Here is a 26,474-nt window from a genome sequence, read left to right on the forward strand (position 1 = left end):
CCCGTCAGGGTTGTCGCGGTGTCCGGATACAACACCGGTATCCGGACACCGCTCCGCCTTGCCGAACGACGCCTGGACTCCGGCTCGGCTCGACCGACACTTCTGAAACACGCCCTAGTAGACTCCTAGGGTCTGTCCGCCAATTGATGATCAAGGCAGGAAATGGCCTCCACCAACGACCTCAAAAACGGCCTGGTACTCAACCTTGACGGCGAGCTCTGGGCCGTCGTCGAGTTCCAGCACGTCAAGCCCGGTAAGGGTGGTGCGTTCGTGCGCACCACGCTGAAGAACGTGCTGTCCGGGAAGGTGGTCGACAAGACCTTCAACGCGGGCACCAAGGTCGAGACCGCGACCGTGGACAAGCGCACGATGCAGTACCTGTACGCCGACGGCGAAGACTACGTCTTCATGGATCTGGAGACCTTCGACCAGATCACCGTCCCCGGCGGCACCGTCGGTGAGGCGGCCAACTACCTCCTCCCCGAGGCCGAGGCGACCGTCGCCACCCACGAGGGCGTCCCGCTCTACATCGAGCTGCCCACCAGCGTTGTGCTGGAGGTCACCTACACCGAGCCGGGTCTGCAGGGCGACCGGTCGACCGGCGGCAACAAGCCGGCCACCGTTGAGACCGGCGCGACCGTGCAGGTGCCGCTGTTCATCACCACCGGCGAGAAGATCAAGGTCGACACGCGCGACGGCCGTTACCTCGGCCGATCCTGATGGCAGAGGGTCCCAAGCAGCAGATGCCGGCGCGTCGCAAGGCGCGCAAGCGGGCGCTGGACGTCCTCTACGAGGCTGACCTTCGGGACCGGCCCCCGGTCGAGGTGCTCGCCGGCTACGTACAGCGGATCGAGCAGCCCCGACCGGAGCACCTGGGCTACGCGGCGAGCCTGGTCGAGGGGGTCGCCGAGCACCTCAACCGGATCGACGAGCTGATCGCCAGCTACGCCGAGGGTTGGACGCTGGAGCGGATGCCGGTGGTGGACCGCAACCTGGCCCGGATCGCGGTCTACGAGCTGCTCTACGTCGACGAGATCGACGACGCGGTGGCGATCAGCGAGGCTGTGGAGCTTGCCCGCCAGATGTCCACCAACGACTCGCCGCGCTTCCTCAACGGCATCCTCGGCCGGATCGCCGAGTACGCCACCCGCTGAGCGCACCCGCTCAGCACCCGTACCACGAAGAGGGCCCGTGCCGGACGGCACGGGCCCTTTCGGTGGATCGGTGGATCAGGAGGCGAAGAACGCCCGGGGGTCGGCGACCAGCACACCGTGCTCGGTGAGCCGCTCGATCAGACCCGACGGCGAGGCGTCGTAGACGATCGCGAGCGCCCGCAGGTCGTCGGCGCGGATGGAGAGCACCCGGCCGTTGTAGTCGCCGCGCTGCTGCTGGATGGCGCGGGCGTAGCGGGCCACGTAGGCCAGGTCCTCGGAGGCCTCGTCGTAGAGCCGCTCCAGGTCCAGGACGATCTTGCTGGTGGGCTCGTGACGGACCCCGCTGCCGTCGGGCAGCAGCTCCGAGACGGGGACGCGGTAGAACTCGGCAAGCTCGGCCAGGCGGGACACCGTCACGGCACGGTCGCCGCGCTCGTACGACCCGACCACCACGGCCTTCCACCGCCCGTTCGACTTCTCCTCCACGCCCTGCAGGGAGAGACCCTGCTGTTGGCGGATGGAGCGCAGGCGGGCGCCCAGAGATTTGGCGTATTCAGAGGGCATTCGGACACTCCCAGTGCTGCTCGGGGTTCTCCCGTCGATCGTTACGGAGCGTGACGGTACGGGGAATGCGACACCTGGTCAAGTGGTCGTGACCCTACCGTTGGGGAGCAGCGGGGGAGTTATCCCCATTTCGCCGGCCTGATCCGATGGTCAGCAGCCGCCGTCCATCCGCCCGGTGACCACTGGTAACGTGGCGTGAAGCCCCGGCCCAGGTCCGCCCGCGGTCCGGCCGGAGGTGCCCGACATCCTTTAACGACCCGTCCCGTGAGGCGGGGAAGGAGGTCCGCCGTGGCATACCCACCGGCTGCCCGCTCGTCACCACCGCGACAACCCTCGGTGAAGGTGATCCTCGCCAGCGCCGACGTGCAACGTGTGGTCGACCGCATCGCACACCAGATCCTGGAGAAGACCCAGGGCGCCGCCGAGACGGTGCTGCTCGGGATTCCCACCCGGGGTGCCCCCCTCGCCCGGCGGCTCGCCGCCCGGATCAGCACCTTCGAGGACGTCGCCGTCCCGGTCGGTGTGCTGGACATCACCCTGTACCGCGACGACCTGCGCCGGCACGCCACCCGCGCGATCGGCCCGACCGAGCTGCCGCCCGGCGGCATCGACGGCAAGCGGGTCATCCTCGTCGACGACGTCCTCTTCTCCGGCCGGACCGTCCGGGCCGCGCTCGACGCGCTCAACGACGTGGGGCGCCCAGCGTCCGTGCAGCTCGCCGTCCTGGTCGACCGCGGTCACCGGGAGCTGCCGATCCGCGCCGACTACGTCGGCAAGAACATCCCGACCTCGCTCGCCGAGAGCGTCAAGGTGACGCTCGCCGAGACCGACGGCACGGACGAGGTCAAGCTGTACGGGGGGACCACCTCATGATCAGGCACCTGCTCTCCGGCGCGGACCTGGACGCCGACACCGCCACCGAGATCCTGGACACCGCCGCCGAGATGGCCACGGTCGCCGGCCGCGAGATCAAGAAGCTGCCCGCGCTGCGCGGCCGGACGGTGGTGAACCTCTTCTACGAGGACTCGACCCGCACCCGGATCTCCTTCGAGGCGGCCGCCAAGCGGCTCAGCGCCGATGTGATCAACTTTTCCGCGAAGGGGTCCAGCGTCACCAAGGGCGAGAGCCTGAAGGACACCGCGCTGACCCTGCAGGCCATGGGCGCCGACGCGGTGGTCGTCCGGCACCCCGCCTCCGGCGCGCCGCACCGGCTGGCGAACTGGGTGGACGGGTCGGTGGTCAACGCCGGTGACGGCACCCACGAGCACCCCACCCAGGCGTTGCTGGACGCGTACACCATGCGGGCCCGGCTGGGCCGGCTGGCCGGCCTGTCGGTCGCGGTGGTCGGGGACGTGCTGCACTCCCGGGTGGCCCGCTCCAACGTGCTGCTGCTCTCCACCCTCGGCGCCAAGGTCACCCTGGTCGGCCCGCCCACCCTCATCCCGGTGGACATCGCCGCGGCGCTCGCACCCGGCACCGACGTCTCCTACGACCTCGACTCCGTGCTGCCCAACGTGGACGTGGTGATGATGCTGCGGGTGCAGCGGGAGCGGATGAACGACTCCTACTTCCCCTCCGCCCGCGAGTACGCCCGCCGCTACGGGCTGGACGGCCCGCGGATGCGCCGGCTGCCCGATCACGCGATCGTCATGCACCCCGGCCCGATGAACCGGGGGATGGAGATCACCCCCGAGGTGGCCGACTCGCCCCGCTCCACCATCGTCGAACAGGTCACCAACGGGGTCTCCGTGCGGATGGCCGTCCTCTACCTGCTGCTCGGAGGGAACAACCGGTGACCGCGTACCTGATCACCAGCGTGAGCGTCGTCGGCGCCGCGCCGACCGACTTGCTGATCCGCGACGGCGTGGTCGCCGAGGTCGGCCCGGGGCTGTCCGCCCCGGACGCCGCCGTGCTCGATGGGACCGGGCTGGTCGCCCTGCCCGGCCTGGTCGACCTGCACACCCACCTGCGCGAGCCGGGCCGGGAGGACGCCGAGACCGTCGAGTCCGGCTCCCGCGCGGCGGCCCTGGGCGGCTACACCGCGGTCTGCGCGATGGCCAACACCTCCCCGGTCGCGGACACCGCCGGCGTCGTCGAGCAGGTCTGGCGGCTCGGCCGGGAGGCCGGGCTGGTCGACGTGCAGCCGATCGGCGCCGTCACCGTCGGGCTGGCCGGCGAGCGCCTCGCCGAACTGGGCGCGATGGCCGACTCCGCGGCCCGGGTGCGGATCTTCTCCGACGACGGGCACTGCGTCGCCGACCCGAAGCTGATGCGCCGGTCCCTGGAGTACGTCAAGGCGTTCGACGGGATCATCGCCCAGCACGCCGAGGAGCCCCGGCTGACCGAGGGCGCCCAGATGCACGAGGGTGAGGTCTCCACCCGGCTCGGCCTGATCGGGTGGCCGGCCGTCGCCGAGGAGGCGATCATCGCCCGGGACGTGCTGCTCGCCGAGCACGTGGGCAGCCGACTGCATGTCTGCCACGTCTCCACGGCCGGCAGCGTCGAGGTGCTGCGCCACGCCAAGGCGCGGGGGGTGCGGGTCACCGCCGAGGTCACCCCGCACCACCTGCTGCTCACCGACGAGCGGGCGGAGACCTACGACCCGGTCTTCAAGGTCAACCCGCCACTGCGTACCGCCGATGACGTCGCCGCCCTGCGTGCCGCCCTCGCCGACGGGGTGCTCGACGTGATCGCCACCGACCACGCCCCGCACGCCGTGGAGGACAAGGAGTGCGAGTGGGCGTACGCCCGGCCGGGGATGCTCGGCCTGGAGACGGCGCTCTCCATCGCGCTGGACGTGCTCGGCCCGCAGTGGGACCTGATCGCCGAGCGGATGTCGCGCGCCCCGGCCCGGATCGCCGGGCTGGCCGGGCACGGCGTCGACCCGGCGCCCGGGGTGCCCGCCAACCTGACCCTGATCGACCCGGCCGCCCGCCGCACCATCGAGCCGGCGGAGCTGGCCAGTCGCAGTCGCAACACCCCGTACGCCCGCATGACGCTGCCGGGTCGCATCGTGGCGACCTTCCTGCGTGGCGAGCCGACGGTTCTGGACGGAAAGGCTGTCAAGTAATGGTCAAGCGCAGACCAGCGATCCTCGTGCTCGAGGACGGGCGCACGTTCCCCGGTGAGGCGTACGGCAGTGTGGGGGAGACCTTCGGCGAGGCGGTCTTCACCACCGGCATGACCGGCTACCAGGAGACCCTGACCGACCCGTCCTACCACCGGCAGGTGGTGGTGCAGACCGCGCCGCACATCGGCAACACGGGCGTCAACGGCGAGGACGACGAGTCCGGCCGCATCTGGGTGGCCGGGTACGTGGTGCGCGACCCGGCCCGGATCGGCTCGAACTGGCGGGCCACCGGCGGCCTCGAGGACCGGCTCGCCACCGAGGGCGTTGTCGGCATCAGCGGGGTGGACACCCGAGCGCTGACCCGGCACCTGCGCGAGCGGGGCGCCATGCGGGTGGGCATCTCCAGCGTGGACAACGACCCGCAGAGCCTGCTGGCCCGGGTCCGGCAGGCGCCGCAGATGGTCGGCGCGGACCTCTCCACCGAGGTGACCACCCCCCAGCCGTACGTCGTCCAGGCGATCGGCGAGCACCGGTTCACCGTTGCCGCGCTGGACCTGGGCATCAAGCGCAACGTTCCCCGCCGGCTCGCCGCCCGCGGGGTGACCACCCACGTGCTGCCGGCCTCCTCGGGCATCGACGACCTGCTCGCCACCGGCGCCGACGCGATCTTCCTGTCGCCCGGCCCCGGCGACCCGGCCACCGCCGACGGCCCGGTGGCGCTGGCCCGGGAGGCGCTGCGGCGGCGGGTGCCGCTGTTCGGCATCTGCTTCGGCAGCCAGATCCTCGGCCGGGGGCTCGGCTTCGGCACCTACAAGCTGGGCTACGGCCACCGGGGGATCAACCAGCCGGTTCTCGACCGGGCCACCGGCAAGGTCGAGGTGACCAGCCACAACCATGGCTTCGCGGTCGAGGTGCCCGGCGCGGGGCACGGCGCGGTGGTACCCGATCAGGTGATCGACACCGACTTCGGTGGCGTCCGGGTGTCGCACGTCTGTCTCAATGACAACGTCGTCGAGGGGCTGCGGGCCGTGGACGTGCCCGCCTTCACCGTTCAGTACCACCCGGAGGCGGCGGCCGGCCCGCACGACGCGGACTACCTCTTCGACCGCTTTGCCGAGCTCATCGAGGGCCGGATCCACAGCGAGGGGCGCAGCAATGCCTAAGCGGACCGATCTCAAGCACATCCTGGTGATCGGCTCCGGGCCGATCGTCATCGGGCAGGCTTGCGAGTTCGACTACTCCGGCACCCAGGCCTGCCGGGTGCTGCGCAGCGAGGGGATCCGGGTCAGCCTGGTCAACTCCAACCCGGCGACCATCATGACCGACCCGGAGTTCGCCGACGCCACGTACGTCGAGCCGATCACCCCGGAGTTCGTGGAGCTGGTCATCGCCAAGGAGCGCCCGGACGCCATCCTGGCCACCCTCGGCGGGCAGACCGCGCTGAACACCGCGGTCGCCCTGCACGAGTCCGGCGTGCTGGACAAGTACGGCGTGGAGCTGATCGGCGCGAACATCGACGCGATCAACCGCGGCGAGGACCGCCAGCTGTTCAAGGAGATCGTGGCGAAGGCCGGGGTCCGCCTCGGCGTCGACGACCCGACCGCCCTGGTGCCCCGCTCGCGGGTCTGCCACTCGATGGACGAGGTCGAGGCGACCGTTGCCGAGCTGGGCCTGCCGGTGGTGATCCGGCCGTCGTTCACGATGGGCGGCCTGGGCTCCGGTATGGCGCACACCCCGGAGGACCTGGCCCGCATCGCCGGTGACGGCCTGTCCGCCAGCCCGGTGCACGAGGTGCTCATCGAGGAGAGCGTGCTCGGCTGGAAGGAGTACGAGCTCGAGCTGATGCGCGACCGGCACGACAACGTGGTGGTGGTCTGCTCGATCGAGAACGTCGACCCGATGGGCGTGCACACCGGCGACAGCGTCACCGTGGCACCGGCCATGACGCTCACCGACCGGGAGTACCAGAGCCTGCGTGACCTGGGCATCGCGGTGCTACGCGAGGTCGGGGTGGACACCGGCGGCTGCAACATCCAGTTCGCGGTCAACCCGGTCGACGGCCGGATCGTCGTGATCGAGATGAACCCGCGGGTGTCGCGCTCCTCGGCGTTGGCGTCCAAGGCGACCGGTTTCCCGATCGCCAAGATCGCGGCCAAACTGGCGATCGGCTACACCCTCGACGAGATTCCCAACGACATCACGTTGAAGACCCCGGCGGCGTTCGAGCCGACCCTGGACTACGTGGTGGTGAAGATCCCCCGCTTCGCGTTCGAGAAGTTCCCCGGCGCGGACCCGGAGCTGACCACCACGATGAAGTCGGTGGGCGAGGCGATGAGCCTCGGGCGCAACTTCAGCGAGGCGTTGAACAAGGCGATGCGCTCGATGGAGACGAAGGAAGCCGGCTTCTGGACGGTGCCGGATCCGGCCGACGCGACGCGGGAGAACACCCTGACCGCGCTGCGGATTCCGCACGACGGCCGGCTGTACACCGTCGAGCGGGCGCTGCGCCTCGGTGCGTCGATCGCCGAGGTCACCGCGGCCTCGGGTGGGATCGACCCGTGGTTCCTGGATCAGATCGCCGCGCTGGTTGAGCTGCGCGCGGAGATCGTGGACGCTCCGGTGCTCGACGCCGAACGGCTGCGCCGGGCCAAGCGGGCCGGCCTGTCCGACCGGCAGCTCGCCGCGCTGCGGCCGGAGCTGGCCGCCGAGGACGGCGTGCGTACGCTGCGGCACCGTCTCGACGTGCGCCCGGTCTACAAGACCGTGGACACCTGCGCGGCCGAGTTCGAGGCGAGCACGCCGTACCACTACTCGACGTACGACTCAGAGACCGAGGTCGTGCCGTCGGACCGGCCGAAGGTGCTGATCCTGGGCTCCGGCCCGAACCGGATCGGGCAGGGCATCGAGTTCGACTACTCGTGCGTGCACGCGGTTCAGGCGCTGCGGGGCATCGGCTACGAGACGGTCATGGTCAACTGCAACCCGGAGACGGTCTCCACCGACTACGACACCGCCGACCGGCTCTACTTCGAACCACTGACCTTCGAGGACGTGCTGGAGGCCTGGCACGCCGAGGACTCCTCCGGCCGGTCGGCCGGCGGGCCGGGCGTGGTCGGTGTGATCGTGCAGCTGGGCGGGCAGACCCCGCTGGGGCTGGCGCAGCGGCTCAAGAACGCCGGGGTGCCGGTGGTCGGCACCTCCCCGGAGTCGATCCACCTGGCCGAGGAGCGGGGCGCGTTCGGTGCGGTGCTGGCCCGGGCCGGGCTGCGCGCGCCGGCACACGGCATGGCCACCTCGTACGACGAGGCCAAGACGATCGCCGACGAGATCGGCTACCCGGTGCTGGTCCGGCCGTCGTACGTGCTGGGCGGGCGGGGCATGGAGATCGTCTACGACGACCCGACCCTGCGCGACTACATCGGCCGCGCCACCGACATCTCCCCGGACCACCCGGTGCTGGTGGACCGCTTCCTCGATGACGCCATCGAGATCGACGTGGACGCGCTCTGCGACGCCGACGGTGAGGTCTACATCGGCGGGGTGATGGAGCACATCGAGGAGGCCGGCATCCACTCCGGCGACTCCTCCTGCGCGCTGCCGCCGATCACCCTCGCCGGTTCGCACCTGGCCGAGGTCCGCCGCTACACCGAGGCGATCGCCCGCGGTGTCGGCGTCCGTGGCCTGCTCAACGTGCAGTACGCGCTCAAGGACGACGTGCTCTACGTCCTGGAGGCCAACCCGCGGGCGTCGCGGACGGTCCCGTTCGTCTCCAAGGCGACCGCGGTGCCGCTGGCCAAGGCGGCGGCCCGGATCGCGCTCGGCGCGCGCATCGCCGAACTGCGCGCCGAGGGGCTGCTCCCGGCGACCGGGGACGGTGGCACGATGCCCGCCGACGCGCCGATCGCGGTGAAGGAGGCGGTGTTGCCGTTCAAGCGCTTCCGTACCCGCTCCGGCAAGGGGATCGACTCGCTGCTCGGGCCGGAGATGAAGTCGACCGGCGAGGTGATGGGCATCGACACCAACTTCGGGCACGCCTTCGCTAAGAGCCAGTCGGCCGCGTACGGCTCACTGCCGACCGCCGGGAAGATCTTCGTCTCGGTGGCCAACCGGGACAAGCGCGGCATGATCTTCCCGATCAAGCGCCTGGCGGATCTCGGCTTCGAGATCGTGGCGACCACCGGCACCGCCGAGGTGCTGCGGCGCCACGGCATCGCCTGCGAGCAGATCCGCAAGCACTACCAGGCCGGCGAGGGAGACGACGCCGTGTCGCTGATCCTCGGCGGCGCCGTGACGTTGGTGATCAACACGCCGCAGGGTTCGGGTGCCAGCGCCCGCTCGGACGGCTACGAGATCCGCAGCGCCGCGGTCACCGCGGACATCCCGTGCATCACCACGGTCCCCGGTGCCGCCGCGGCGGTCATGGGCATCGAGGCCAGGATCCGCGGCGACATGCAGGTCCGTCCCCTCCAGGATCTGCACGCCACCCTCCGGGCCGCCCAGTGACGGTGTTCGAGCGGGCGGTGCGGCCGTGGCTGTTCCGGATCGGGAGTGGGGACGCGGAGGCGGCGCACGAGTTGACGCTGCGCTGGTTGACCGCGCTGTCCCGGCGGCCGGTCGCACTGGCGGCGCTACGTGCCCGGTATGCGGTCCGGGCGCCGCGCACGGTGTTCGGCGTGGAGTTTCCCAACCCGGTCGGGTTGGCCGCCGGGATGGACAAGGACGGGGCGGCGCTGGCGGCCTGGCCGGCGCTCGGCTTCGGTTTCGTCGAGGTCGGCACGGTCACCGCGCACGCCCAGCCGGGCAATCCCCGGCCGCGCCTGTTCCGGCTGCCGGCCAGCGAGGCGGTGGTCAACCGGATGGGCTTCAACAACGCCGGCGCTGCCGCGCTGGCCGCCCGGCTGGCCGCGCTGCCGCGCGCGATCGGCGTACCGCTGGGCATCTCGCTGGGCAAGTCCAAGGTGACGCCGCTCGACGAGGCGGTCGAGGACTACCTCGCCTCGTACCGGGCGCTGCGCGGGCACGGCGACTACTTCGCGGTGAACGTGTCCTCACCGAACACCCCGGGGCTGCGCTCGTTGCAGGACCGCGCGCACCTGGACGCGCTGCTCGCCGCGCTGGTCGGGGAGAAGCCGGTGCTGGTCAAGATCGCACCTGATCTGACCGAGGCGGCGATCGCCGAGTTGCTGGAGGTCTGCCTGGCCCGGGGAGCGGCCGGGGTGATCGCCACCAACACCACCCTGGCCCGGGACGGTCTCGCCTCGGTGGACGCCGAGCGTGGCGCCCAGGCGGGTGGCCTCTCCGGCCGGCCGCTCACCGGCCGCGCGAGGGAGGTGGTCGCCTTCGTGCACCGGGAGACCGGCGGCCGACTGCCGATCATCGGCGTCGGCGGGGTGCTGGACCCGGACGACGCCGCTCGGATGTTCGACGCCGGCGCCGCCCTGGTGCAGCTCTACACCGGCTTCATCTACCGGGGCCCGGCCCTGGTCCGCGCCGCCGCCCGCGTGCCGGGGCCATCCCCGGCCCCGGTCGGCGGGCGGTGACCGGTCCGGTGCCCGGCCCCGGTCGGTGGGCGGCAGCCAGGGCGGCGCCGGTTCGGCTGTCCGCTCGGGTGCCGATCCCGGTGCCGGTCGGCGCTCCGGCCGGGTGCCCACCTCGTTCCCTTTGCTCTGCTTCACCCCACGCAACGGCCGTCGTCCGATATCCGGACGTCGGGTGGTGCGTCCGTTGAAGCAGAGCAAAGGCAGCCGGTGGGTCCCCGCGCCCGCGCGTGCGCCTGCCGCCGCGCCTGCGCCTGCGCCCGGGCCCGTGCCCGCCATGCCCGCCGTGCCCGTTGCCCCACTCGCGAACGCCATGAAGGAGCGCGCGTGACGCCCGAGGAGATCCTGACCGCCGACCGGGCGCACGTCTGGCACCCGTACACCTCACTGCCGCCGGCGAACCCGCCGTACGTGGTGCAGAGCGCCGAGGGCGTACGGCTGCGGCTTGCGGACGGCCGGGAGCTGGTGGACGGGATGTCGTCCTGGTGGGCGGCGATCCACGGCTACCGGCACCCGACGTTGGACGCGGCGGTGACCGACCAGCTCGGCCGGATGAGCCACGTGATGTTCGGCGGGCTAACCCACGAGCCCGCGGTACAGCTCGCCCGGACCCTGGTGGAGCTGGCCCCGGACGGCCTGGAGCACGTCTTCCTGGCCGACTCCGGCTCGGTCAGCGTCGAGGTGGCGGTGAAGATGTGCCTGCAGTACCAGCGGGCCGTCGGACGGCCGCAGCGGCGCCGGCTGGCCACCTGGCGGGGCGGCTACCACGGCGACACGTTCCACCCGATGAGCGTCTGTGACCCGGAGGGCGGGATGCACCACCTCTGGGGCGACGTGCTGCCCCGGCAGGTCTTCGCACCGGTTCCGCCGGGCGGGTTCGCCGATCCGCCCGACGAGGCGTACGTGGCGGCGCTGGTGGACACGGTCGAGCGGCACGCCCACGAACTGGCCGCGGTGATCGTCGAACCGGTGGTGCAGGGCGCCGGCGGGATGCGTTTCCACCATCCGGGGTACCTGCGGGTGCTGCGGGAGGTGACCCAGGCGCACGGGATCCTGCTGATCTTCGACGAGATCGCCACCGGCTTCGGCCGTACCGGCACGATGTTCGCCGCCGAGCACGCCGGGGTGACCCCGGACGTGATGTGCGTGGGCAAGGCGCTCACCGGCGGTTACGTGACCCTCGCGGCGGCCCTCTGCACCCCGCGGGTGGCCCAGGCGATCTCCGCCAGCGGCGTGCTGGCGCACGGGCCGACCTTCATGGGCAACCCGTTGGCCTGCGCGGTGGCCAACGCGTCCATCGGGCTGCTGCGGGCCGGGGACTGGGCGGCGCAGGTGTCCAGGATCGGTGCCGGCCTGCGCGCCGGGCTGGAGCCGCTGCGCGGCACGCCGGGCGTGGCCGACGTGCGGGTGCTCGGCGCGATCGGGGTGGTCCAACTCGATCACGAGGTCGACCTCGGCGCGGCCACCACGGCGGCGGTCGACCGGGGGGTGTGGCTGCGGCCGTTCCGCGACCTGATCTACACGATGCCGCCGTACGTGACCGGCGACGCCGACCTGGCCCGGATCGCGTCCGGCGTGGCGGCGGCGGTGGCGGCCGGCTGAGCCGGTTCAGAGCTACCCGTGGCGGGCTGCCGCCCGGACGAGGAGAGGGGAACTACCGGATGGAAAGCTTCGGCACCCGGCTGCACCGGGCCGTCAGCGAGCGGGGACCGCTCTGCGTGGGCATCGACCCGCATCCCGGTCTGCTGGCCCGCTGGGGCCTCACCGACGACGTTCAGGGGCTCGACAGGTTCACCCGGACAGTGGTCGACGCCCTCGGTGACCGGGTTGCGGTGGTCAAGCCTCAGTCGGCCTTTTTCGAGCGTTTCGGGTCCCGCGGCGTGGCGATTCTTGAGTCAACTATCCGACAGTTACGTGATGCCGGCTCGCTCGTTCTGCTGGACGTCAAGCGCGGCGACATCGGCTCGACGGTCAGCGCGTACGCCTCCGCGTACCTTGATCCATCCAGCCCGTTGTATGTCGACGCGGTCACCGCGAGCCCCTACCTGGGGGTGGGTTCCCTGGCGCCGATGTTCAAGCTGGCCGCCGAGCACGGTGGCGGGGTGTTCGTGCTGGCCCTCACCTCGAACCCCGAGGGAGCCGCCGTGCAGCGGGCCCGCACGGCCGACGGGCGCACCGTGGCGCAGACCGTGATCGACGAGATTTCCCAGCTCAACAGGGGTGCGGCCCCTCTCGGCAGCTTCGGGCTGGTGGTCGGCGCGACCATCGGAGACACCGGTCACGACCTCTCCGGGGTGGGTGGTCCGCTGCTCGCGCCGGGGCTCGGCGCGCAGGGTGCCGGTGCTGCCGATCTGCGGACCGTCTTCGGTCCGAGCCTCGCCGCGGTGCTCCCGTCGTACTCCCGGGAGGTGCTGTCCGCCGGCCCCGACGTCGCCGCCCTGCGGGCCGCCGCGGACCGGGTGCTGGCCGACTGCCGGGGCGTTCTGGCTGCCCGGTGACTGACTGACGGCTCGGTCACTTTGCGATGATCATCGCGCGTCCACGTTGCCGAAAGCTCCGTTGGCCGCTAGTTTTCCCCGCGCTGGGAACCATGGACCCCTTGGTTCACAGCGACACCACGTTTCACAGATGCGGCGGTGCGCCCCGCCCGCCGCGATAGGGACCTGAGGAGAACTGGTGCCGCTCCCGTCACTGACCCCCGAACAACGCGCTGCCGCGCTCGAGAAGGCCGCGGAGATCCGCAAGGCCCGTGCTCAGCTGAAGGAGCAGCTCAAGCAGGGCAAGACCACCCTCGGTGCTGTCCTCGAGCGCGCCGAGAGCGACGATGTCGTTGGCAAGCTCAAGGTGTCGGCCGTCCTGCAGGCCATGCCGGGCATCGGCAAGATCCGGGCTACCCAGATCATGGAGAAGCTCAAGATCGCCGACAGCCGTCGCCTGCGTGGCCTCGGCGAGCAGCAGCGCAAGGCACTGCTTGGAGAGTTCGCCGCCAACTGAACCTGGCAGCGTGTAGAAACAAGCAGTGAGCACGGATGACGAGGCGCGCCCGGCGGCTCGGCTCACTGTCCTGGCTGGACCTTCGGGTTCCGGCAGGGAGAGTGTCGTCGAGCTCGTCCGGGCGCGTTCTCCGTCCGTGTGGATCCCGGTGCAGGCGACCACCCGGCCGCGCCGGGAGCGGGAGATCGACGGGGAGGACCGGGTCTTCCTCGCTCCCGCCGAGTTCGACCGCCGGGTGGCCGCCGGCGAGCTGCTGGAGTGGTCCCGGATGGGCCCGCACTGTCGGGGCACCCCGTACCCACCGCTGCGCGCCCGGCTCGACGCGGGGCAGCCGGTGCTCCTCCCGCTCGACCTGACCGGCGCCCAACTGGTCCGGGCGCGACTGCCCGACGCGCGGCTGGTGCTGCTGAGCCCGCCCGGTCACCGACCCGACGCCGCCGTGGCGGCGACCTTCGAGCACGCCCTGACGCACGACCTCACCGATCGGGTGGTCGTCGAGCTGGTAGGCTTACTCGGTTCTTCTTATCCGGATCCGGCCTGGTCGCCTGTACGCGGCTGATGGCCGGCCGCCGTTGAGACTCAGCACCGCGTCCGCGCGGCTCGAAAGACGCAGAGGTTAATTCGTGGGATCCATCGCCAACCCCGAAGGCATCACCAACCCGCCGATCGACGAGCTCCTCGAGAAGACGACGTCGAAGTACGCGCTGGTCATCTTCGCCGCCAAGCGCGCGCGCCAGGTCAACGCCTACTACAGCCAGCTCGGCGAGGGCCTGCTGGAGTACGTCGGCCCGCTCGTCGAGACCACCCCCCAGGAGAAGCCCCTCTCCATCGCCATGCGCGAGATCAACTCGGGCCTGCTCACCGCTGAGCCGACCGACCAGCCGTAAGCCCCCACGCGTCGATGTCCGCCGGGATCGTCCTCGGGGTCGGCGGCGGCATCGCCGCCTACAAGGCCTGCGAGCTGCTGCGACTCTTCACCGAATCGGGTCACCGGGTTCGCGTCGTGCCGACCGCGTCGGCGCTCCGCTTCGTCGGAGCGCCGACCTGGGCAGCTCTCTCCGGTCAGCCGGTCGCCGACGACGTCTGGTCCGACGTGCACGAGGTGCCGCACGTGCGGCTCGGCCAGCAGGCCGACCTGGTGGTGGTCGCGCCGACCACCGCCGACCTGCTCGCTAAGGCCGCCCACGGGCTCGCCGACGACCTGCTGACCAACACGCTGCTGACCGCGCGCTGCCCGGTGGTGCTGGCTCCGGCCATGCACACCGAGATGTGGGAGCACCCGGCCACCGTGGCCAACGTCGCCACGCTGCGCGCCCGCGGTGTCCGGGTCATCGAGCCGGCCGTCGGCCGGCTCACCGGCGTCGACACCGGCAAGGGCCGGCTGCCCGACCCGGCGGAGATCTTCGCGGTCGCGCGTCGGGTCCTGGCCCGGGGTGGGCCGGCACCCGCCGACCTGGCCGGCCGCCGGGTGGTGGTCACCGCGGGGGGCACCCGCGAGCCGCTGGACCCGGTCCGGTTCCTCGGCAACCGCTCGTCCGGCAAGCAGGGCTACGCGTTCGCCCGGGCGGCCGTCGCCCGGGGCGCCCGGGTCACCCTGATCGCGGCCAACGTCTCCCTCGCCGACCCGGCCGGAGTCGACCTGGTCCGGGTGGGCAGCACCGGCGAGCTGCGGGAGGCGACGCTGAAGGCGGCCGTCGACGCCGACGCGGTGGTGATGGCGGCGGCTCCGGCTGATTTCCGGCCGGCGGCGTACGCGCCTGGCAAAATCAAGAAGTCGGACGACGGTGTCGCGCCCACCATCGAGCTCGTCACGAACCCGGACATCGCGGCAGAGCTCGGCCAGCGCAAACGACCGGAGCAGGTGCTGGTGGTGTTCGCCGCCGAGACCGGCGACGCGGAGGCCAACGGCCGGGCGAAACTCGCCCGGAAGCGGGCCGACCTGATCGTGGTCAACGAGGTCGGCGTGGACAAGGTCTTCGGCGCCGACACCAACACGGTGACGGTCATCGGCGCGGACGGCTCGGTCAGCCGGCTGCCCGAGCAGGCCAAGGAGGATGTGGCCGACTCCGTCTGGGATCTCGTCGTGGCGCGGCTGGCCGGCCGCTCCTGACGGGTGGAACAGGGCGCGACCGATCCCGACACCCACCGCAGCGGTGACTAGACTGCCGCGGAACGACCTCACACGCTTAGGAGTGCCGTGACACGCCGCCTCTTCACGTCCGAATCGGTCACGGAAGGCCACCCGGACAAGATCGCCGACCAGATCAGCGATGGCATCCTCGACGCGTTGCTCGCCGAGGATCCGCACAGCCGGGTCGCGGTGGAGACCATGATCACCACCGGGCAGGTGCACATCGCCGGTGAGGTGACCACCAAGGCGTACGCCGACATCCCGACGATCGTCCGCCGGACCATCCTCGACATCGGGTACGACTCGTCGAAGAAGGGCTTCGACGGCGCCTCCTGCGGGGTCAGCGTCTCCATCGGCGCGCAGTCCGAGGACATCGCGCAGGGCGTTGACAACGCCTTCGAGCTGCGCACCGGAGCCTCGGAGAGCGCACTGGACGCGCAGGGCGCCGGGGACCAGGGCATGATGTTCGGCTTCGCGTGCTCGGAGACGCCCGAGCTGATGCCGCTGCCCATCGCGCTGGCACACCGACTGGCCCGCCGGCTGGCCGCGGTGCGCAAGGACGGCACCATCCCGTACCTGCGCCCGGACGGCAAGACCCAGGTGACCATCGAGTACGAGGGGCTGCGTCCGGTCCGGCTCAACACCGTGGTCGTGTCCAGCCAGCACGCCGCGGACATCTCGCTGGAGTCGCTGCTCACCCCGGACGTGCGCGACCACGTCATCGCACCGGAGCTGGAGAGCCTCGGTCTGGACACCGACGGCTACCGGCTGCTGGTCAACCCGACCGGCCGGTTCGAGATCGGCGGCCCGATGGGTGACGCCGGGCTGACCGGTCGCAAGATCATCGTCGACACCTACGGCGGGTACGCCCGGCACGGCGGTGGCGCGTTCTCCGGCAAGGACCCGTCCAAGGTGGACCGCTCGGCCGCGTACGCGATGCGCTGGGTGGCCAAGAACGTGGTCGCCGCCGGCCTGGCCGAGCGGTGCGAGGCCCAGGTCGCGTACGCCATCGGCAAGGCGCACCCGGTGAGCCTGTTCATCGAGACGTTCGGCACCGAGACCGTGCCGGTCACCTCGATCGAGAAGGCCGTCACCGAGGTGTTCGACCTGCGCCCGGCCGCGATCATCCGGGACCTCAACCTGCTCCGCCCGATCTACCAGCAGACCGCCGCGTACGGCCACTTCGGCCGCGAGCTGCCGGACCTGACCTGGGAGAGCACCGACCGGGCCGCCGACCTCAAGTCGGCCGCGGGAGCCTGACCGCCACCAAGCGCAGCGACCGGCGACCCGCGGAAGGGTCGCCGGTCGCACGCGTCTGTGTGGATGTCCCGCTGGCTCACCTGGACCGGCCGTTCGACTACCTGGTGCCGGCCGAGCTGGACGCCGTGGCGGTGCCCGGCACCCGGGTGAAGGTGCGCTTCGCGGGGCAGCTCGTCGACGGCTGGCTGCTGTCCCGCGCCGACGACTCCGGGCACACCGGCCGGCTCGCCTACCTGGAGAAGGTGGTCTCTCCGGAGCCGGTGCTGGCGCCCGAGGTCGCCCGCCTGGCCCGTGCGGTCGCCGACCGGTACGCGGGCAGCCTCGCCGACGTGCTCCGGCTCGCCGTGCCACCCCGGCACGCCCGGGTCGAGAAGGAGGCCCACGCCGATCAGGACAGCACGCCGGCCTCCTCCGACGAGCCCGCCCTCGACCCGCGCGGGTGGCGGGACTACCCGACCGGTCCGGCTCTCCTGCGCGCGCTCACCGACGGCCGGGCACCCCGGGCCGTCTGGTCGGCGCTGCCCGGCGAGGACTGGGCCGCCCGCTACGCCGACGCGGTCGCCGCCACGGTCGCCGGGGGCCGCGGAGCGGTGGTCGTGGTGGCCGACGCCCGCGACCTCGATCGGCTGGACGCCGCGCTCACCGGCGTGCTCGGCCCGGGACGACACGTCACCCTCTCCGCCGCGCTCGGTCCGGCCCGGCGCTACCGCGCGTTCCTCGCCGCCCGGCGGGGGGAGGTGCCGGTGGTGATCGGCACCCGGGCGGCGATGTTCGCCCCGGTGGACCGGCTCGGCCTGGTCGCCGTCTGGGACGACGGCGACGACCTGCACGCCGAGCCGCGCGCCCCCTATCCGCACGCCCGGGACGTGTTGCTCACCCGCGCGCAGCTCGCCGAGGCTGGCGCGCTGGTCGGCGGGTACGCCCGCACCGCCGAGGCGCAACTGCTGGTGGAGACCGGCTGGGCCCGGGAGGTGGTGGCCGACCGGGCGACCGTGCGGGCCCGTATCCCGGCCATCGCGCCGACCGGTGACGACCCGCAGCTGGCCCGCGACCCCGGGGCGGCCACCGCCCGGCTGCCCAGCCTGGCGTGGACGGCCGCCCGCGATGCCCTCCGGGCGGACCTGCCGGTGCTGGTGCAGGTGCCCCGGCGCGGCTACCTGCCCTCGGTCGCCTGTGCGGACTGCCGCACCCCGGCCCGCTGCGCGCACTGCGCCGGGCCGCTCGCGCTGCCCTCGGCCGGCGGCACCCCGGCCTGCCGCTGGTGCGCCCGGGTGGCCGCCGCGTACGCCTGCCCCGAGTGCGGTGGCCGGCGGCTGCGGGCCGCAGTGACCGGGGCCCGGCGTACCGCCGAGGAGCTGGGCCGGGCGTTTCCCGGCGTGCCGGTGCGCACCTCCGGCCGGGAGGAGGTGCTGAGCGACGTGCCCGGTGGCGCGGCCCTGGTGGTCGCCACGCCCGGCGCCGAGCCGGGCGCCGAGGGCGGCTACGGCGCGGTGCTGCTGCTCGACTCGTGGGCCCTGCTGACCCGGGCCGACCTGCGGGCCGGCGAGGAGGCGCTGCGCCGCTGGCTGGCCGCCGCGGCGCTGGCCCGCCCGGCCCCGGCCGGCCGGGTGGTGGTGGTCGCCGACGGCGCGCTCGCCCCGGTGCAGGCGCTGCTGCGCTGGGACGCCGGCTGGTTCGCCGGCCGGGAACTGGCCGAGCGCCGTGAGCTGGGCTTCCCGCCGGCGGTGCGGATGGCCAGCGTCACCGGCCCGGCCGAGGCGGTGGCCGACCTGCTCGCCGCGGCCCGGCTGCCCGACGACGCCGAGGTGCTCGGGCCGGTGCCGGCCGAGGAGGGCCGCGAGCGGATGCTGGTGCGGGTGCCCCGGGCCCGGGCCGCCGCGCTCGCCGAGGCGCTGCACTCGGCGGCGGGGGCGCGGGCGGCCCGCAAGGCCGCCGAGCCGGTCCGCCTCCAGGTCGATCCGCTGAGCCTGTTCTGAGCCGGACGGCGGCTGGCGGGCCTGGTCGGAGGCGGTGTCCCCGCACACCGCGTCCGGCAAAGCGCTGGTGCCTGGGTGGTAACATCGCCCGTCATGCCCGGGCGGACGACGGCTCCAGGTCGCGGCGCGGCGTCAGGCGCGCCGAGCTGTAGCCTTCGCAGGGTGGCAGCGACGATGGCGGGAACGCGTCGGTCGGACGCGATGTCGATGATCTCAAACAGCCGGTGATCAGGGGTGGACCAGTCGTGACCGTTCGACACTCGATCGTCTTCAACGGCGACCTCGGCAGCGGCAAGAGCACCGTGTCGGTGGAGATCGCCAAACGGCTCGGCATGCGCCGGGTGAGCGTGGGTGACCTCTACCGGGAGATGGCGCAGCAGCGACAGATGACCGCGCTGCAGCTCAACCTGCACGCCGAGCTCGACCAGGCCGTCGACGGCTACGTCGACCAGCTCCAGCGGGACATCGCCGCCTCCGGCGAGCGCCTCATCATGGACTCCCGGCTGGCGTGGCACTTCTTCACCGACGCGCTCAAGGTGCACATGATCACCGAGCCCGGTGAGGCGGCGCGCCGGGTGCTGGCCCGGCCCTCCGGGCCGGCGGAGAGCTACGCCACGCTGGAGGAGGCCAAGGCCAAGCTGCGCGAGCGCAGCGAGAGCGAGCGCAACCGGTTCATCATCCGGTACGGGGTGGACAAGGCCCGACTGCGCAACTATGACCTGATCTGCGACACCACCCGTGCCTCCGCCGCCGAGGTGGTCGAGCACATCGTGGCCGCGTACGAGGGGACGCTCGGCGACGATGTGCTGCGCGACGACCCGCCGCTGCTGCTGCTGGACCCGGCCCGGGTCTACCCGACCGAGGACATCGCGACCCTGCGCGGGCTGTGGGACTCCGAGTTCGTCGGCGACGTGGCCGAGGCCGGCGACGCGGCCCTGGAGCCGCTGAAGATCGGGTTCACCGGTGAGTACTTCTTCGTCGTCGACGGTCACCGCCGGCTCAGCGCCGCCCTGCAGAACGGCTTCTCCCTGGTCCCTGCCCAGCTCGTGGCGGAGGTCGACGAGCCGGTGGTCGGCGGGATGAGCGCGATCGACTACTTCGCCGCGCAGGTGCGTCCGGGCCTGGTCTACGACTGGGAGGCCGCCCACAAGATCCAGCTGCCGCTGCCGGAGCCCGCGTTCCTCGGCGGCGACGCGGTCCTCGCGGGCGACCCGGGCGCCAGCGCCTGACCGCGCGGTCGCCCGCGTCCGGGCACGGCGGGGCGGGAGTCTGACGCGGCCGGCGCCGGAGACTGACGCGGGCCGGTTCGGCGTCGTTTTCTCCGCTCCGGAGGATGCCAGGCGTCGGCGGCGTGGGCATGATGGAGCCTTCGACGCATCGACGGGGAGGCCGGCCATGGAGGCTGCCGAGGCGCTCACACTGCTCATGTCGCCGCAGGGGCGGGTCGACCCGTACCCGACGTACGAGCGGCTGCGGGCGCACGGGCCGGTGGTGCAGGCCCTGCCCGGCCTGTATGTGGTGACCGGCTACCCGGAGGTCGACGAGCTGCTGCGTGATCCCCGGCTCGGAGTGCTGGACGACGCCCTGCGGGACCAGGTCTGGCCGAACTGGCGCGAGAGCGCGGCGATCTCGTCGATCGCCCGGTCCATGCTGCGGACCAACCCGCCCGACCACAGCCGGATGCGCCGGCTCGCCGCAGGCGCGTTCAGCCCGCGCCGGATCGCCGGGATGCGCGACGTGGTGCGTACCCAGGCCGAGGCCCTGCTCGACGACATGCTGGACCGTGCCGCGGACGGCGCGACCGTCGACATGCTGGCCGACTTCGCGTACCCGCTGCCGGTGGGGGTGATCTGCGCGCTGCTCGGCGTGCCGGCAACCGACCGGCCGCTGTTCCGCCGCTGGGCCGGTGACCTGACCGGGGTGCTGGAGCCGGAGATCACCGCCGAGGAGTTGGCCGTCGCCGACGCCGGCGCCGCCGAGCTGCGCGCGTACTTCGCCGAGCTGGTCGCCGCCCGCCGCCGCGCGCCGGCCGACGACCTGACCACCGCGCTGGTCCAGGTGCACGACACCGACGGCGACCGGCTCACCGGCGACGAGCTGCTGGCCAACCTGGTGGTGCTGCTGGTCGCCGGTTTCGAGACCACCACCAACCTGCTCGGCAACGGGCTGGTGGTGCTGCTGCGGCACCCCGAGGCCGCCGCCGCGCTGCGTGCCGACCCCGGGCTCGCGCCGGCGTACGTCGAGGAGCTGCTGCGCTACGACTCGCCGGTGCAGCTGACCACCCGGACCAGCACCGCGCCGGTGCGCTGCGGCGGGTTGGACCTGCCGGCCGGCAGCACGGCGCTGCTGCTGCTCGGCGCGGCCAACCGCGACCCGCGCCGGTTCCCCGACCCGCAGCGCTTCGACCCCACCCGCGACCAGGCGCACCCGCTCTCCTTCGGCGCCGGCCCGCACTACTGTCTCGGCGCCGGGCTGGCCCGGCTGGAGGCGCAGCTGGCCTTTCCGATGCTGCTGCGCCGGCTGCCCGAGCTGGCCTTGGCCGGGACGCCCCGACACCGCACCCGGCTGACCCTGCGCGGATACCAGAGCCTGGCGGTGACGCTGGGCACACCCGCGGTGGCCGATCGAGGTACGCCAGCCGGCGCCCACCCGGGCACTCCGTAGACTGGTACGGCACCGCTCGTCCATCCCATGAAGGAGCCGTCCCGCGTGACCGTCCAGCCCATCCGTCTGTTTGGGGATCCGGTGCTGCGCACGCCGGCCGATCCGGTCGTCGACTTCGACGTCGAACTGCGTAGGCTCATCGCCGATCTGACCGACACGATGCGGGAGCAGAGTGGCGCTGGCCTGGCCGCGCCGCAGCTCGGTGTGGGCCTGCGGGTGTTCGCCTTCGACGTTGACGACGTGCTCGGGCACCTGGTCAACCCGGTGCTCGAATTCCCCGACGAGGAGGAGCAGGACGGCCCGGAGGGCTGCCTGTCCATCCCCGGGCTCTACTTCGACACCAAGCGCCGGCAGAACGTCATCGCCAAGGGCTTCAACGGCTACGGCGACCCGCTCCAGATCGTCGGCACCGGGCTGATGGCCCGCTGCGTGCAGCACGAGACCGACCACCTCGACGGCGTGCTCTTCTTGGACCGGCTCGACGCCGCCGGCCGCAAGGAGGCGATGAAGGCGATCCGCCAGGCCGAGTGGTACGACCCGTCGGCCCCGCCGGTGGTCAAGGTCAACCCGCACGCCGCGGGCAGCCCCTTCGGCCTGGGTCGGTGACCCGGATGCGTGTGATCTTCGCCGGTACGCCGGCCGTCGCCGTCCCCGCCCTGGCCGCCGTCGCCGCCTCCCGGCACGAGCTGGTCGCGGTGGTCACCCGGCCGGACGCGCCCGCCGGACGCGGGCGCGGCCTGTCCCGCTCCCCGGTCGGTGAGTGGGCCGACGAGCACGGCATCGAGGTGCTCACCCCGGCCCGCCCCCGTGACCCGGAGTTCCTCGACCGGCTGCGCGAGCTCGCACCGGACTGCGTGCCGGTGGTCGCCTACGGCGCGCTGGTGCCGCCGGCCGCGCTGGAGATCCCCCGGTACGGCTGGATCAACCTGCACTTCTCGCTGCTGCCCGCCTGGCGCGGCGCCGCGCCCGTGCAGCACGCGGTGCTGCACGGCGACGAGCTGACCGGGGCCAGCGTCTTCCAGCTGGAGCAGGGTCTGGACACCGGTCCCGTCTTCGGCACCCTGACCGACGAGATCCACCCCGGCGACACCTCCGGTGACCTGCTGGAGCGCCTCGCCGGGTCCGGCGCCGGGCTGCTGGTGGCGGTGCTCGACGCGATCGCCGACGGCACCGCCCGCGCCGAGCCGCAGCCGGCCGACGGGGTGTCGCTGGCACCGAAACTGACCGTGGAGGACGCCCGGGTGCGCTGGACCGACCCGGCCTTCGCGGTGGACCGGCGGATCCGGGCCTGCACGCCGGCCCCGGGTGCCTGGACGACCTTCCGGGGCGAGCGGGTGAAGCTCGGCCCGGTGGTGGCGGCAGCCGACGGCCCCGATCTGAAGCCGGGGGAGTTGCTGGTGGAGAAGGCCCGGATGCTGGCCGGCACGGCCACCGTGCCGGTGCGACTGGGCGAGGTTCGGGCCGCCGGCAAGCGGGCCATGCCGGCGACCGACTGGGCGCGCGGCGTCCGGGTCAGCACCGGCGAGGAGTTCGCGTGACCGCCCCGGAGGGGACGCGCCCGACGCGCTCCGGCCCGCCCGCCGGTCGTGGTGGGGACCGCCGGCCGGTCCGACCGCCGCTGGACCGGCCGCGACGCGCGGCGTACGAGGCGGTGGCCGCGGTGCACCGCGACGACGCGTTCGCCAACCTGGTGCTGCCCACCATCCTGCGCGAGGAGGGGCTGTACGGCCGGGACGCGGCCTTCGCCACCGAGCTGACCTACGGCACCCTTCGCCACCTGGGCACCCTGGACGCGATCCTGACCGACGCGGCCGGCCGGGACGTGGCCCGGATCGACCCGCCGGTGCGCGACGCGCTGCGGCTCGGGGCGTACCAGCTGCTGCACACCCGGGTGCCCCCGCACGCCGCGGTCTCGTCGACCGTGGACCTGGTCCGCGCGGTCGCGCCGGGCGCCACCGGGTTCGCCAACGCGGTGCTGCGCGAGGTGTCCACCCTCGACGTGGACGGCTGGGTGGCGAAGCTCGCCCCGCCGATGGAGACCGACCCGGTCGGGCACCTGGCCCTGGCGTACAGCCATCCGCAGTGGATCGTGCGGGCGTTCTCCGAGGCGCTCGGCGGTGATCTGGGCGAGACGGCCCGACTGCTGATCGAGGACAATGAGCGCCCGCCGGTGCACCTGTGCGCCCGGCCCGGCCTGATCGACCCGGTGGAGTTGGCCGACCAGGTCGGTGGGGCGCCCGGCGCGTTCTCGCCGTACGCCGTCTATCTGCCCGGTGGCGCGCCCGGCGACATTCCGGCGGTGGTCGACGGCCGGGCCCACGTCCAGGACGAGGGCTCCCAGTTGGTGGCCAGCGCGCTCGCCGACGCGCCGCTGGACGGCCCGGACGGGCGCTGGCTGGACCTGTGCGCCGGTCCGGGCGGCAAGGCCGGGCTGCTCGGCGCGCTGGCCGCGCAGCGCGGCGCCCGGGTGACCGCGGTGGAGGTGGCCGAGCACCGGGCCCGGCTGGTTTCCCAGGCGACCCGGGGTCTGCCGGTGACCGTTCTGGCCATGGACGGCCGTGAGGTCGGTGCCGACCCGAAGCTGCCGGAGGGGCACTTCGACCGGGTGCTGGTGGACGCCCCGTGCACCGGGCTGGGGTCGCTGCGCCGCAGGCCGGAGTCGCGCTGGCGTCGCCAGCCCTCCGACCTGCCGCCGCTGACCCGGCTGCAACGGGAGTTGCTCGGTGCGGCGCTGCGTGCGGTCCGTCCGGGTGGGCTGGTCGCCTACGTCACCTGCTCGCCGCACACGGTGGAGACCCACGTGACGGTGACCGAGGCGGCTCGCCGCAGCGGGGTGCCGGTGGACTTCGTGGACGCCCGGCCGCTGCTGCCGGCCGGTATGCCGGGCCTGGGCGACGGTCCCACCGTGCAGCTCTGGCCGCACCGGCACGGCACCGACGCGATGTTCCTCGCCGTCCTGCGCCGGGGCTGAGTCGCACCGCTTAGTTGAAAGGAAGGGCCCCTTATTAACGCCAGGCGTTAATAAGGGGCCCTTCCTTTCATTTGCGGTGGGTCAGGTGACCGGGAGGCCCTTGGTGCCGGCGCCCTTCATCGAGCGGGTCAGGGCCCGGTCGCTGATCCACAGGAAGCACTGCACGCCACGGTTGCCGTTCTTCCACTCCTGCTCGTACGGCTGGTAGTAGATCGTCCCGGCGCGGAAGTCGAGCTGGGAGTTGTCCGGCACCTTGGCGTATCTGGCGGTCACCGTCTGGCAGGCCCGGTGGGTCCGCTTGGTGGTGCGGTTGAACTCGGCGTAGCTGACGTCCGGGGCCTGCCAGATGCCGACGAACTCGGCGTGGTGCCGGCTGGTGCAGGAGACCGGCGCCATCTCGTCGATGTCGTCCTTGACCAGCTTGGGGTTGAAGCAGCGGTACGCCAGCGGCGCCGCGCCGGTCAGCGCCCGCCGCAGGCTGCCGGTGCGCAGGCCGACGGAGGTGTCGTCGATGCTGGCGAGCTCGGTGACGTCACAGCGGTACCAGCGGGCCCCACCGGCCCAGGCCGGCGCGGACGGCAGCACGACGGTCAGGCCGAGGCGCCCGGAGCGCCAGTCGGCACCCACCGCCTTGCTGACCGCCTTGTCGCAGCTGACCTGCGCGGTCCGCATGCCGACCGAGCCGGGCGGTGGGGGCGTCCCGCGGTTCGCGCCCGGGCCGCTGAGCGTGCCGACGTGCATGGTCTCCACCCGGTGCGACTCGGTGCACGCCACCGGGTTGTAGCCCGTCAGGTAGCCGACCTGCTGGGCGGGGTGGTGGCAGACCTCGGCGGCGGGAACGAACTGCTGCGCCGCGACGGGCGCCGGCCAGTCGTCGATGAGGTTCCGGTCGACTCCGGCGGGCGCGCCGCACCCGGCCAGCGCCAGGGCGGCCGTCGTGCCCGCGGCGAGCGCCGCCAACCACCGTCGCATCCCCCGACCTCCCGCCGCTGGTGGTCTCCGGCCGGCCCCCAGCCGCCCGGTAGCGCCACGGCGCAGCAGCATACGGCACCGGTGCTCAGATGGCGGGTAGTCCCTGTGGGCCCGCATTGCGCATCGAGCGGGTGAGTTTGCGGTCGTCACTCCACAGGAAACAGCGCACCCCACGGTCACCCTCCTCCCACTCCCGCTGTGACGGTGGGTAGTAGATGGACCCGGCCCGGTACGGCAGGTCGCTGTTGTTCGGCACCGCGGCGTACGTGGCGATCAAGGCCATGCAGCGTTGGTGGGTCTGCTCGGCGGAGCGGGTGAAGTCCGCCCAGCTCATGTCCCGTTCCAGGTAGACGCCGACGAACTCGGCGCGGTGCGGCTCCGTGCAGAGCACCGGCGCCATGTAGTTGAGGTTGTCGCCGATCAGCTTGGGGTCGAAGCACCGGTGCGTCAGTGGTGTGTCACCGATCAACGCGCCGCGCAGGCTGCCGGTGCGGTTCACCGGCCGGGTGTTGTCGATGCTGTCGGTCTCGCTGAGGTCGCAGCGGAACCAGCGCGCGCCGCCGGTCCAGGCGGGTGCGGAGGGCAGCGAGAGGGACAGGGTGAGCCGCGCCGTGTGCCAGTCGCCGCCGAGCACCTCCCGGGCCCGCTGGTCACATTCGGCGCGGGCGGCCCGCAGTGCCTGCGACCCCGGCTGCGGTCGGGTGGCGGCGCGTGCGGCGGGGCCGACGAGGGTGCCGACGTGGATCGCCTCGGCCAGGTGGCTGCGCGCGCAGTCCACCGTCTCGTACGTGCTGGCCTGCACGATGGAGGTGATCCGGGGCAGGCAGGTGTCGGTGGCGGGGGTGAACGGTTTCGGGGTCCGCAGCGCCGGCCAGTCGTCGGTGAGGTCACCGTCGGCGCCTCGCGCCGGCCCGCAGCCGGTCAGCAGGATCGTCGTGGCGCCGGCCAGCGCCAGCGCTCCGAGCCACCGTCGCATCGTCCGCCCTCCCGGGAGCTGGCGACCGGTCACCGCGCCCCGCGGCGAGACCCCGGCGGGCGTGCAGCCTACGGCACCGTCCCGGTTGGAGTGTCGTCGCGTTTCCGTCGATCGGCCAGCCGTTGATGTCTGTTCGTCCGGATTCGGCGGTCCGGACCGGCCAATTCTGCACCACTGGTCACTACTGGATCACAGCGCGTCCCCG

General features: G+C 72.8%; 24 protein-coding genes. 21 read left to right on the forward strand and 3 right to left on the reverse strand.

Features of this window, described 5'->3' with window-relative positions:
* Positions 1-162: 162 nt before the first annotated feature.
* Positions 163-720: an elongation factor P gene (gene efp, locus ACWD6N_RS14645; protein WP_074318567.1), complete on the forward strand. Its 558-nt coding sequence runs from the start codon at positions 163-165 to the stop codon at positions 718-720.
* Positions 721-743: 23 nt separating this feature from the next.
* Positions 744-1,154, forward strand: a complete 411-nt coding sequence (gene nusB / locus ACWD6N_RS14650; protein WP_354964337.1) for a transcription antitermination factor NusB — start codon at positions 744-746, stop codon at positions 1,152-1,154.
* A 75-nt stretch (positions 1,155-1,229) separates the two neighbouring features.
* On the opposite strand, the gene bldD is transcribed toward nusB, so the two are convergent.
* Positions 1,230-1,718 (reverse strand): transcriptional regulator BldD, encoded by a 489-nt coding sequence (gene bldD, locus ACWD6N_RS14655; RefSeq protein WP_007458348.1) that lies wholly within the window; start codon positions 1,716-1,718, stop codon positions 1,230-1,232.
* 288 nt (positions 1,719-2,006) lie between these two features.
* Between bldD and pyrR the strand changes: the two genes are divergently transcribed.
* From pyrR to ACWD6N_RS14750, 19 genes are all read left to right on the forward strand, one after another.
* On the forward strand, positions 2,007-2,591 hold the full coding sequence (gene pyrR, locus ACWD6N_RS14660; RefSeq protein WP_354964233.1) for a bifunctional pyr operon transcriptional regulator/uracil phosphoribosyltransferase PyrR: 585 nt from the start codon (positions 2,007-2,009) through the stop codon (positions 2,589-2,591).
* Positions 2,588-3,514, forward strand: coding sequence for an aspartate carbamoyltransferase catalytic subunit (locus ACWD6N_RS14665; RefSeq protein WP_354964234.1), 927 nt, complete (start codon positions 2,588-2,590; stop codon positions 3,512-3,514). The genes pyrR and ACWD6N_RS14665 overlap by 4 nt, the downstream gene beginning before the upstream one ends.
* A complete protein-coding gene (locus ACWD6N_RS14670) occupies positions 3,511-4,788 on the forward strand; it encodes a dihydroorotase (protein WP_354964235.1) in 1,278 nt (425 codons plus the stop codon). Before ACWD6N_RS14665 ends, ACWD6N_RS14670 begins: the two co-directional genes overlap by 4 nt.
* Positions 4,788-5,951: a glutamine-hydrolyzing carbamoyl-phosphate synthase small subunit gene (carA, locus tag ACWD6N_RS14675; RefSeq protein WP_354964236.1), complete on the forward strand. Its 1,164-nt coding sequence runs from the start codon at positions 4,788-4,790 to the stop codon at positions 5,949-5,951. Before ACWD6N_RS14670 ends, carA begins: the two co-directional genes overlap by 1 nt.
* Complete coding sequence (gene carB / locus ACWD6N_RS14680; RefSeq protein ID WP_354964237.1) at positions 5,944-9,291, forward strand: carbamoyl-phosphate synthase large subunit; 3,348 nt, start codon at positions 5,944-5,946, stop codon at positions 9,289-9,291. The genes carA and carB overlap by 8 nt, the downstream gene beginning before the upstream one ends.
* Positions 9,288-10,328: a quinone-dependent dihydroorotate dehydrogenase gene (locus ACWD6N_RS14685; RefSeq protein WP_354964238.1), complete on the forward strand. Its 1,041-nt coding sequence runs from the start codon at positions 9,288-9,290 to the stop codon at positions 10,326-10,328. The genes carB and ACWD6N_RS14685 overlap by 4 nt, the downstream gene beginning before the upstream one ends.
* Positions 10,329-10,652: 324 nt before the next feature.
* On the forward strand, positions 10,653-11,927 hold the full coding sequence (locus ACWD6N_RS14690; protein WP_387325673.1) for an adenosylmethionine--8-amino-7-oxononanoate transaminase: 1,275 nt from the start codon (positions 10,653-10,655) through the stop codon (positions 11,925-11,927).
* 59 nt (positions 11,928-11,986) lie between these two features.
* A complete protein-coding gene (gene pyrF / locus ACWD6N_RS14695; RefSeq protein ID WP_354964240.1) occupies positions 11,987-12,823 on the forward strand; it encodes an orotidine-5'-phosphate decarboxylase in 837 nt (278 codons plus the stop codon).
* A gap of 178 nt (positions 12,824-13,001) precedes the next feature.
* Positions 13,002-13,319 carry an integration host factor, actinobacterial type gene (gene mihF, locus ACWD6N_RS14700; RefSeq protein WP_030335662.1) on the forward strand — a complete coding sequence of 106 codons (318 nt, stop codon included), beginning with the start codon at positions 13,002-13,004 and terminating at the stop codon, positions 13,317-13,319.
* A 25-nt stretch (positions 13,320-13,344) separates the two neighbouring features.
* The gene (locus tag ACWD6N_RS14705; protein WP_354964241.1) at positions 13,345-13,878 is read left to right on the forward strand and encodes a nucleoside/nucleotide kinase family protein; all 534 of its coding nucleotides are present in this window, start codon (positions 13,345-13,347) and stop codon (positions 13,876-13,878) included.
* A 64-nt stretch (positions 13,879-13,942) separates the two neighbouring features.
* Positions 13,943-14,206, forward strand: coding sequence for a DNA-directed RNA polymerase subunit omega (gene rpoZ / locus ACWD6N_RS14710; protein ID WP_030335666.1), 264 nt, complete (start codon positions 13,943-13,945; stop codon positions 14,204-14,206).
* A gap of 14 nt (positions 14,207-14,220) precedes the next feature.
* Positions 14,221-15,429 (forward strand): bifunctional phosphopantothenoylcysteine decarboxylase/phosphopantothenate--cysteine ligase CoaBC, encoded by a 1,209-nt coding sequence (coaBC, locus tag ACWD6N_RS14715; protein WP_354964242.1) that lies wholly within the window; start codon positions 14,221-14,223, stop codon positions 15,427-15,429.
* Between the two features lie 87 nt (positions 15,430-15,516).
* On the forward strand, positions 15,517-16,710 hold the full coding sequence (gene metK / locus ACWD6N_RS14720) for a methionine adenosyltransferase (RefSeq protein ID WP_387325669.1): 1,194 nt from the start codon (positions 15,517-15,519) through the stop codon (positions 16,708-16,710).
* 59 nt (positions 16,711-16,769) lie between these two features.
* Positions 16,770-18,686 (forward strand): primosomal protein N', encoded by a 1,917-nt coding sequence (locus ACWD6N_RS14725; RefSeq protein ID WP_387325666.1) that lies wholly within the window; start codon positions 16,770-16,772, stop codon positions 18,684-18,686.
* Positions 18,687-18,931: 245 nt separating this feature from the next.
* A complete protein-coding gene (locus tag ACWD6N_RS14730; protein WP_387325663.1) occupies positions 18,932-19,915 on the forward strand; it encodes an AAA family ATPase in 984 nt (327 codons plus the stop codon).
* A gap of 166 nt (positions 19,916-20,081) precedes the next feature.
* Complete coding sequence (locus ACWD6N_RS14735) at positions 20,082-21,350, forward strand: cytochrome P450 (protein ID WP_387325660.1); 1,269 nt, start codon at positions 20,082-20,084, stop codon at positions 21,348-21,350.
* A gap of 45 nt (positions 21,351-21,395) precedes the next feature.
* Entirely contained in the window at positions 21,396-21,956 is a 561-nt protein-coding gene (gene def / locus ACWD6N_RS14740; RefSeq protein WP_089016580.1) for a peptide deformylase, read from the forward strand.
* 5 nt (positions 21,957-21,961) lie between these two features.
* Positions 21,962-22,888, forward strand: a complete 927-nt coding sequence (fmt, locus tag ACWD6N_RS14745) for a methionyl-tRNA formyltransferase (protein WP_450004915.1) — start codon at positions 21,962-21,964, stop codon at positions 22,886-22,888.
* Positions 22,885-24,321 (forward strand): RsmB/NOP family class I SAM-dependent RNA methyltransferase, encoded by a 1,437-nt coding sequence (locus tag ACWD6N_RS14750; RefSeq protein WP_354964246.1) that lies wholly within the window; start codon positions 22,885-22,887, stop codon positions 24,319-24,321. Before fmt ends, ACWD6N_RS14750 begins: the two co-directional genes overlap by 4 nt.
* An 81-nt stretch (positions 24,322-24,402) precedes the next feature.
* Here the strand turns inward: ACWD6N_RS14750 and ACWD6N_RS14755 are convergent, their stop codons facing one another.
* Both ACWD6N_RS14755 and ACWD6N_RS14760 read right to left on the reverse strand, forming a co-directional pair.
* Positions 24,403-25,293 carry a septum formation family protein gene (locus ACWD6N_RS14755; RefSeq protein ID WP_354964247.1) on the reverse strand — a complete coding sequence of 297 codons (891 nt, stop codon included), beginning with the start codon at positions 25,291-25,293 and terminating at the stop codon, positions 24,403-24,405.
* An 85-nt stretch (positions 25,294-25,378) separates the two neighbouring features.
* A complete protein-coding gene (locus ACWD6N_RS14760) occupies positions 25,379-26,269 on the reverse strand; it encodes a septum formation family protein (protein ID WP_354964248.1) in 891 nt (296 codons plus the stop codon).
* Positions 26,270-26,474 lie beyond the last annotated feature (205 nt).

The organism is Micromonospora sp. NPDC005163, from assembly GCF_053599835.1.

What these genes read in the sequence shown, in the direction of transcription:
- efp (WP_074318567.1), top strand. Translation starts at nt 163, where the DNA reads ATGGCCTCCACCAACGACCTCAAAAACGGCCTGGTACTCAACCTTGAC.
- nusB (WP_354964337.1), top strand. Translation starts at nt 744, where the DNA reads ATGCCGGCGCGTCGCAAGGCGCGCAAGCGGGCGCTGGACGTCCTCTAC.
- bldD (WP_007458348.1), bottom strand. Translation starts at nt 1,718, where the DNA reads ATGCCCTCTGAATACGCCAAATCTCTGGGCGCCCGCCTGCGCTCCATC.
- ACWD6N_RS14665 (WP_354964234.1), top strand. Translation starts at nt 2,588, where the DNA reads ATGATCAGGCACCTGCTCTCCGGCGCGGACCTGGACGCCGACACCGCC.
- carA (WP_354964236.1), top strand. Translation starts at nt 4,788, where the DNA reads ATGGTCAAGCGCAGACCAGCGATCCTCGTGCTCGAGGACGGGCGCACG.
- carB (WP_354964237.1), top strand. Translation starts at nt 5,944, where the DNA reads ATGCCTAAGCGGACCGATCTCAAGCACATCCTGGTGATCGGCTCCGGG.
- pyrF (WP_354964240.1), top strand. Translation starts at nt 11,987, where the DNA reads ATGGAAAGCTTCGGCACCCGGCTGCACCGGGCCGTCAGCGAGCGGGGA.
- coaBC (WP_354964242.1), top strand. Translation starts at nt 14,221, where the DNA reads ATGTCCGCCGGGATCGTCCTCGGGGTCGGCGGCGGCATCGCCGCCTAC.
- ACWD6N_RS14735 (WP_387325660.1), top strand. Translation starts at nt 20,082, where the DNA reads ATGGAGGCTGCCGAGGCGCTCACACTGCTCATGTCGCCGCAGGGGCGG.
- fmt (WP_450004915.1), top strand. Translation starts at nt 21,962, where the DNA reads ATGCGTGTGATCTTCGCCGGTACGCCGGCCGTCGCCGTCCCCGCCCTG.
- ACWD6N_RS14755 (WP_354964247.1), bottom strand. Translation starts at nt 25,293, where the DNA reads ATGCGACGGTGGTTGGCGGCGCTCGCCGCGGGCACGACGGCCGCCCTG.
- ACWD6N_RS14760 (WP_354964248.1), bottom strand. Translation starts at nt 26,269, where the DNA reads ATGCGACGGTGGCTCGGAGCGCTGGCGCTGGCCGGCGCCACGACGATC.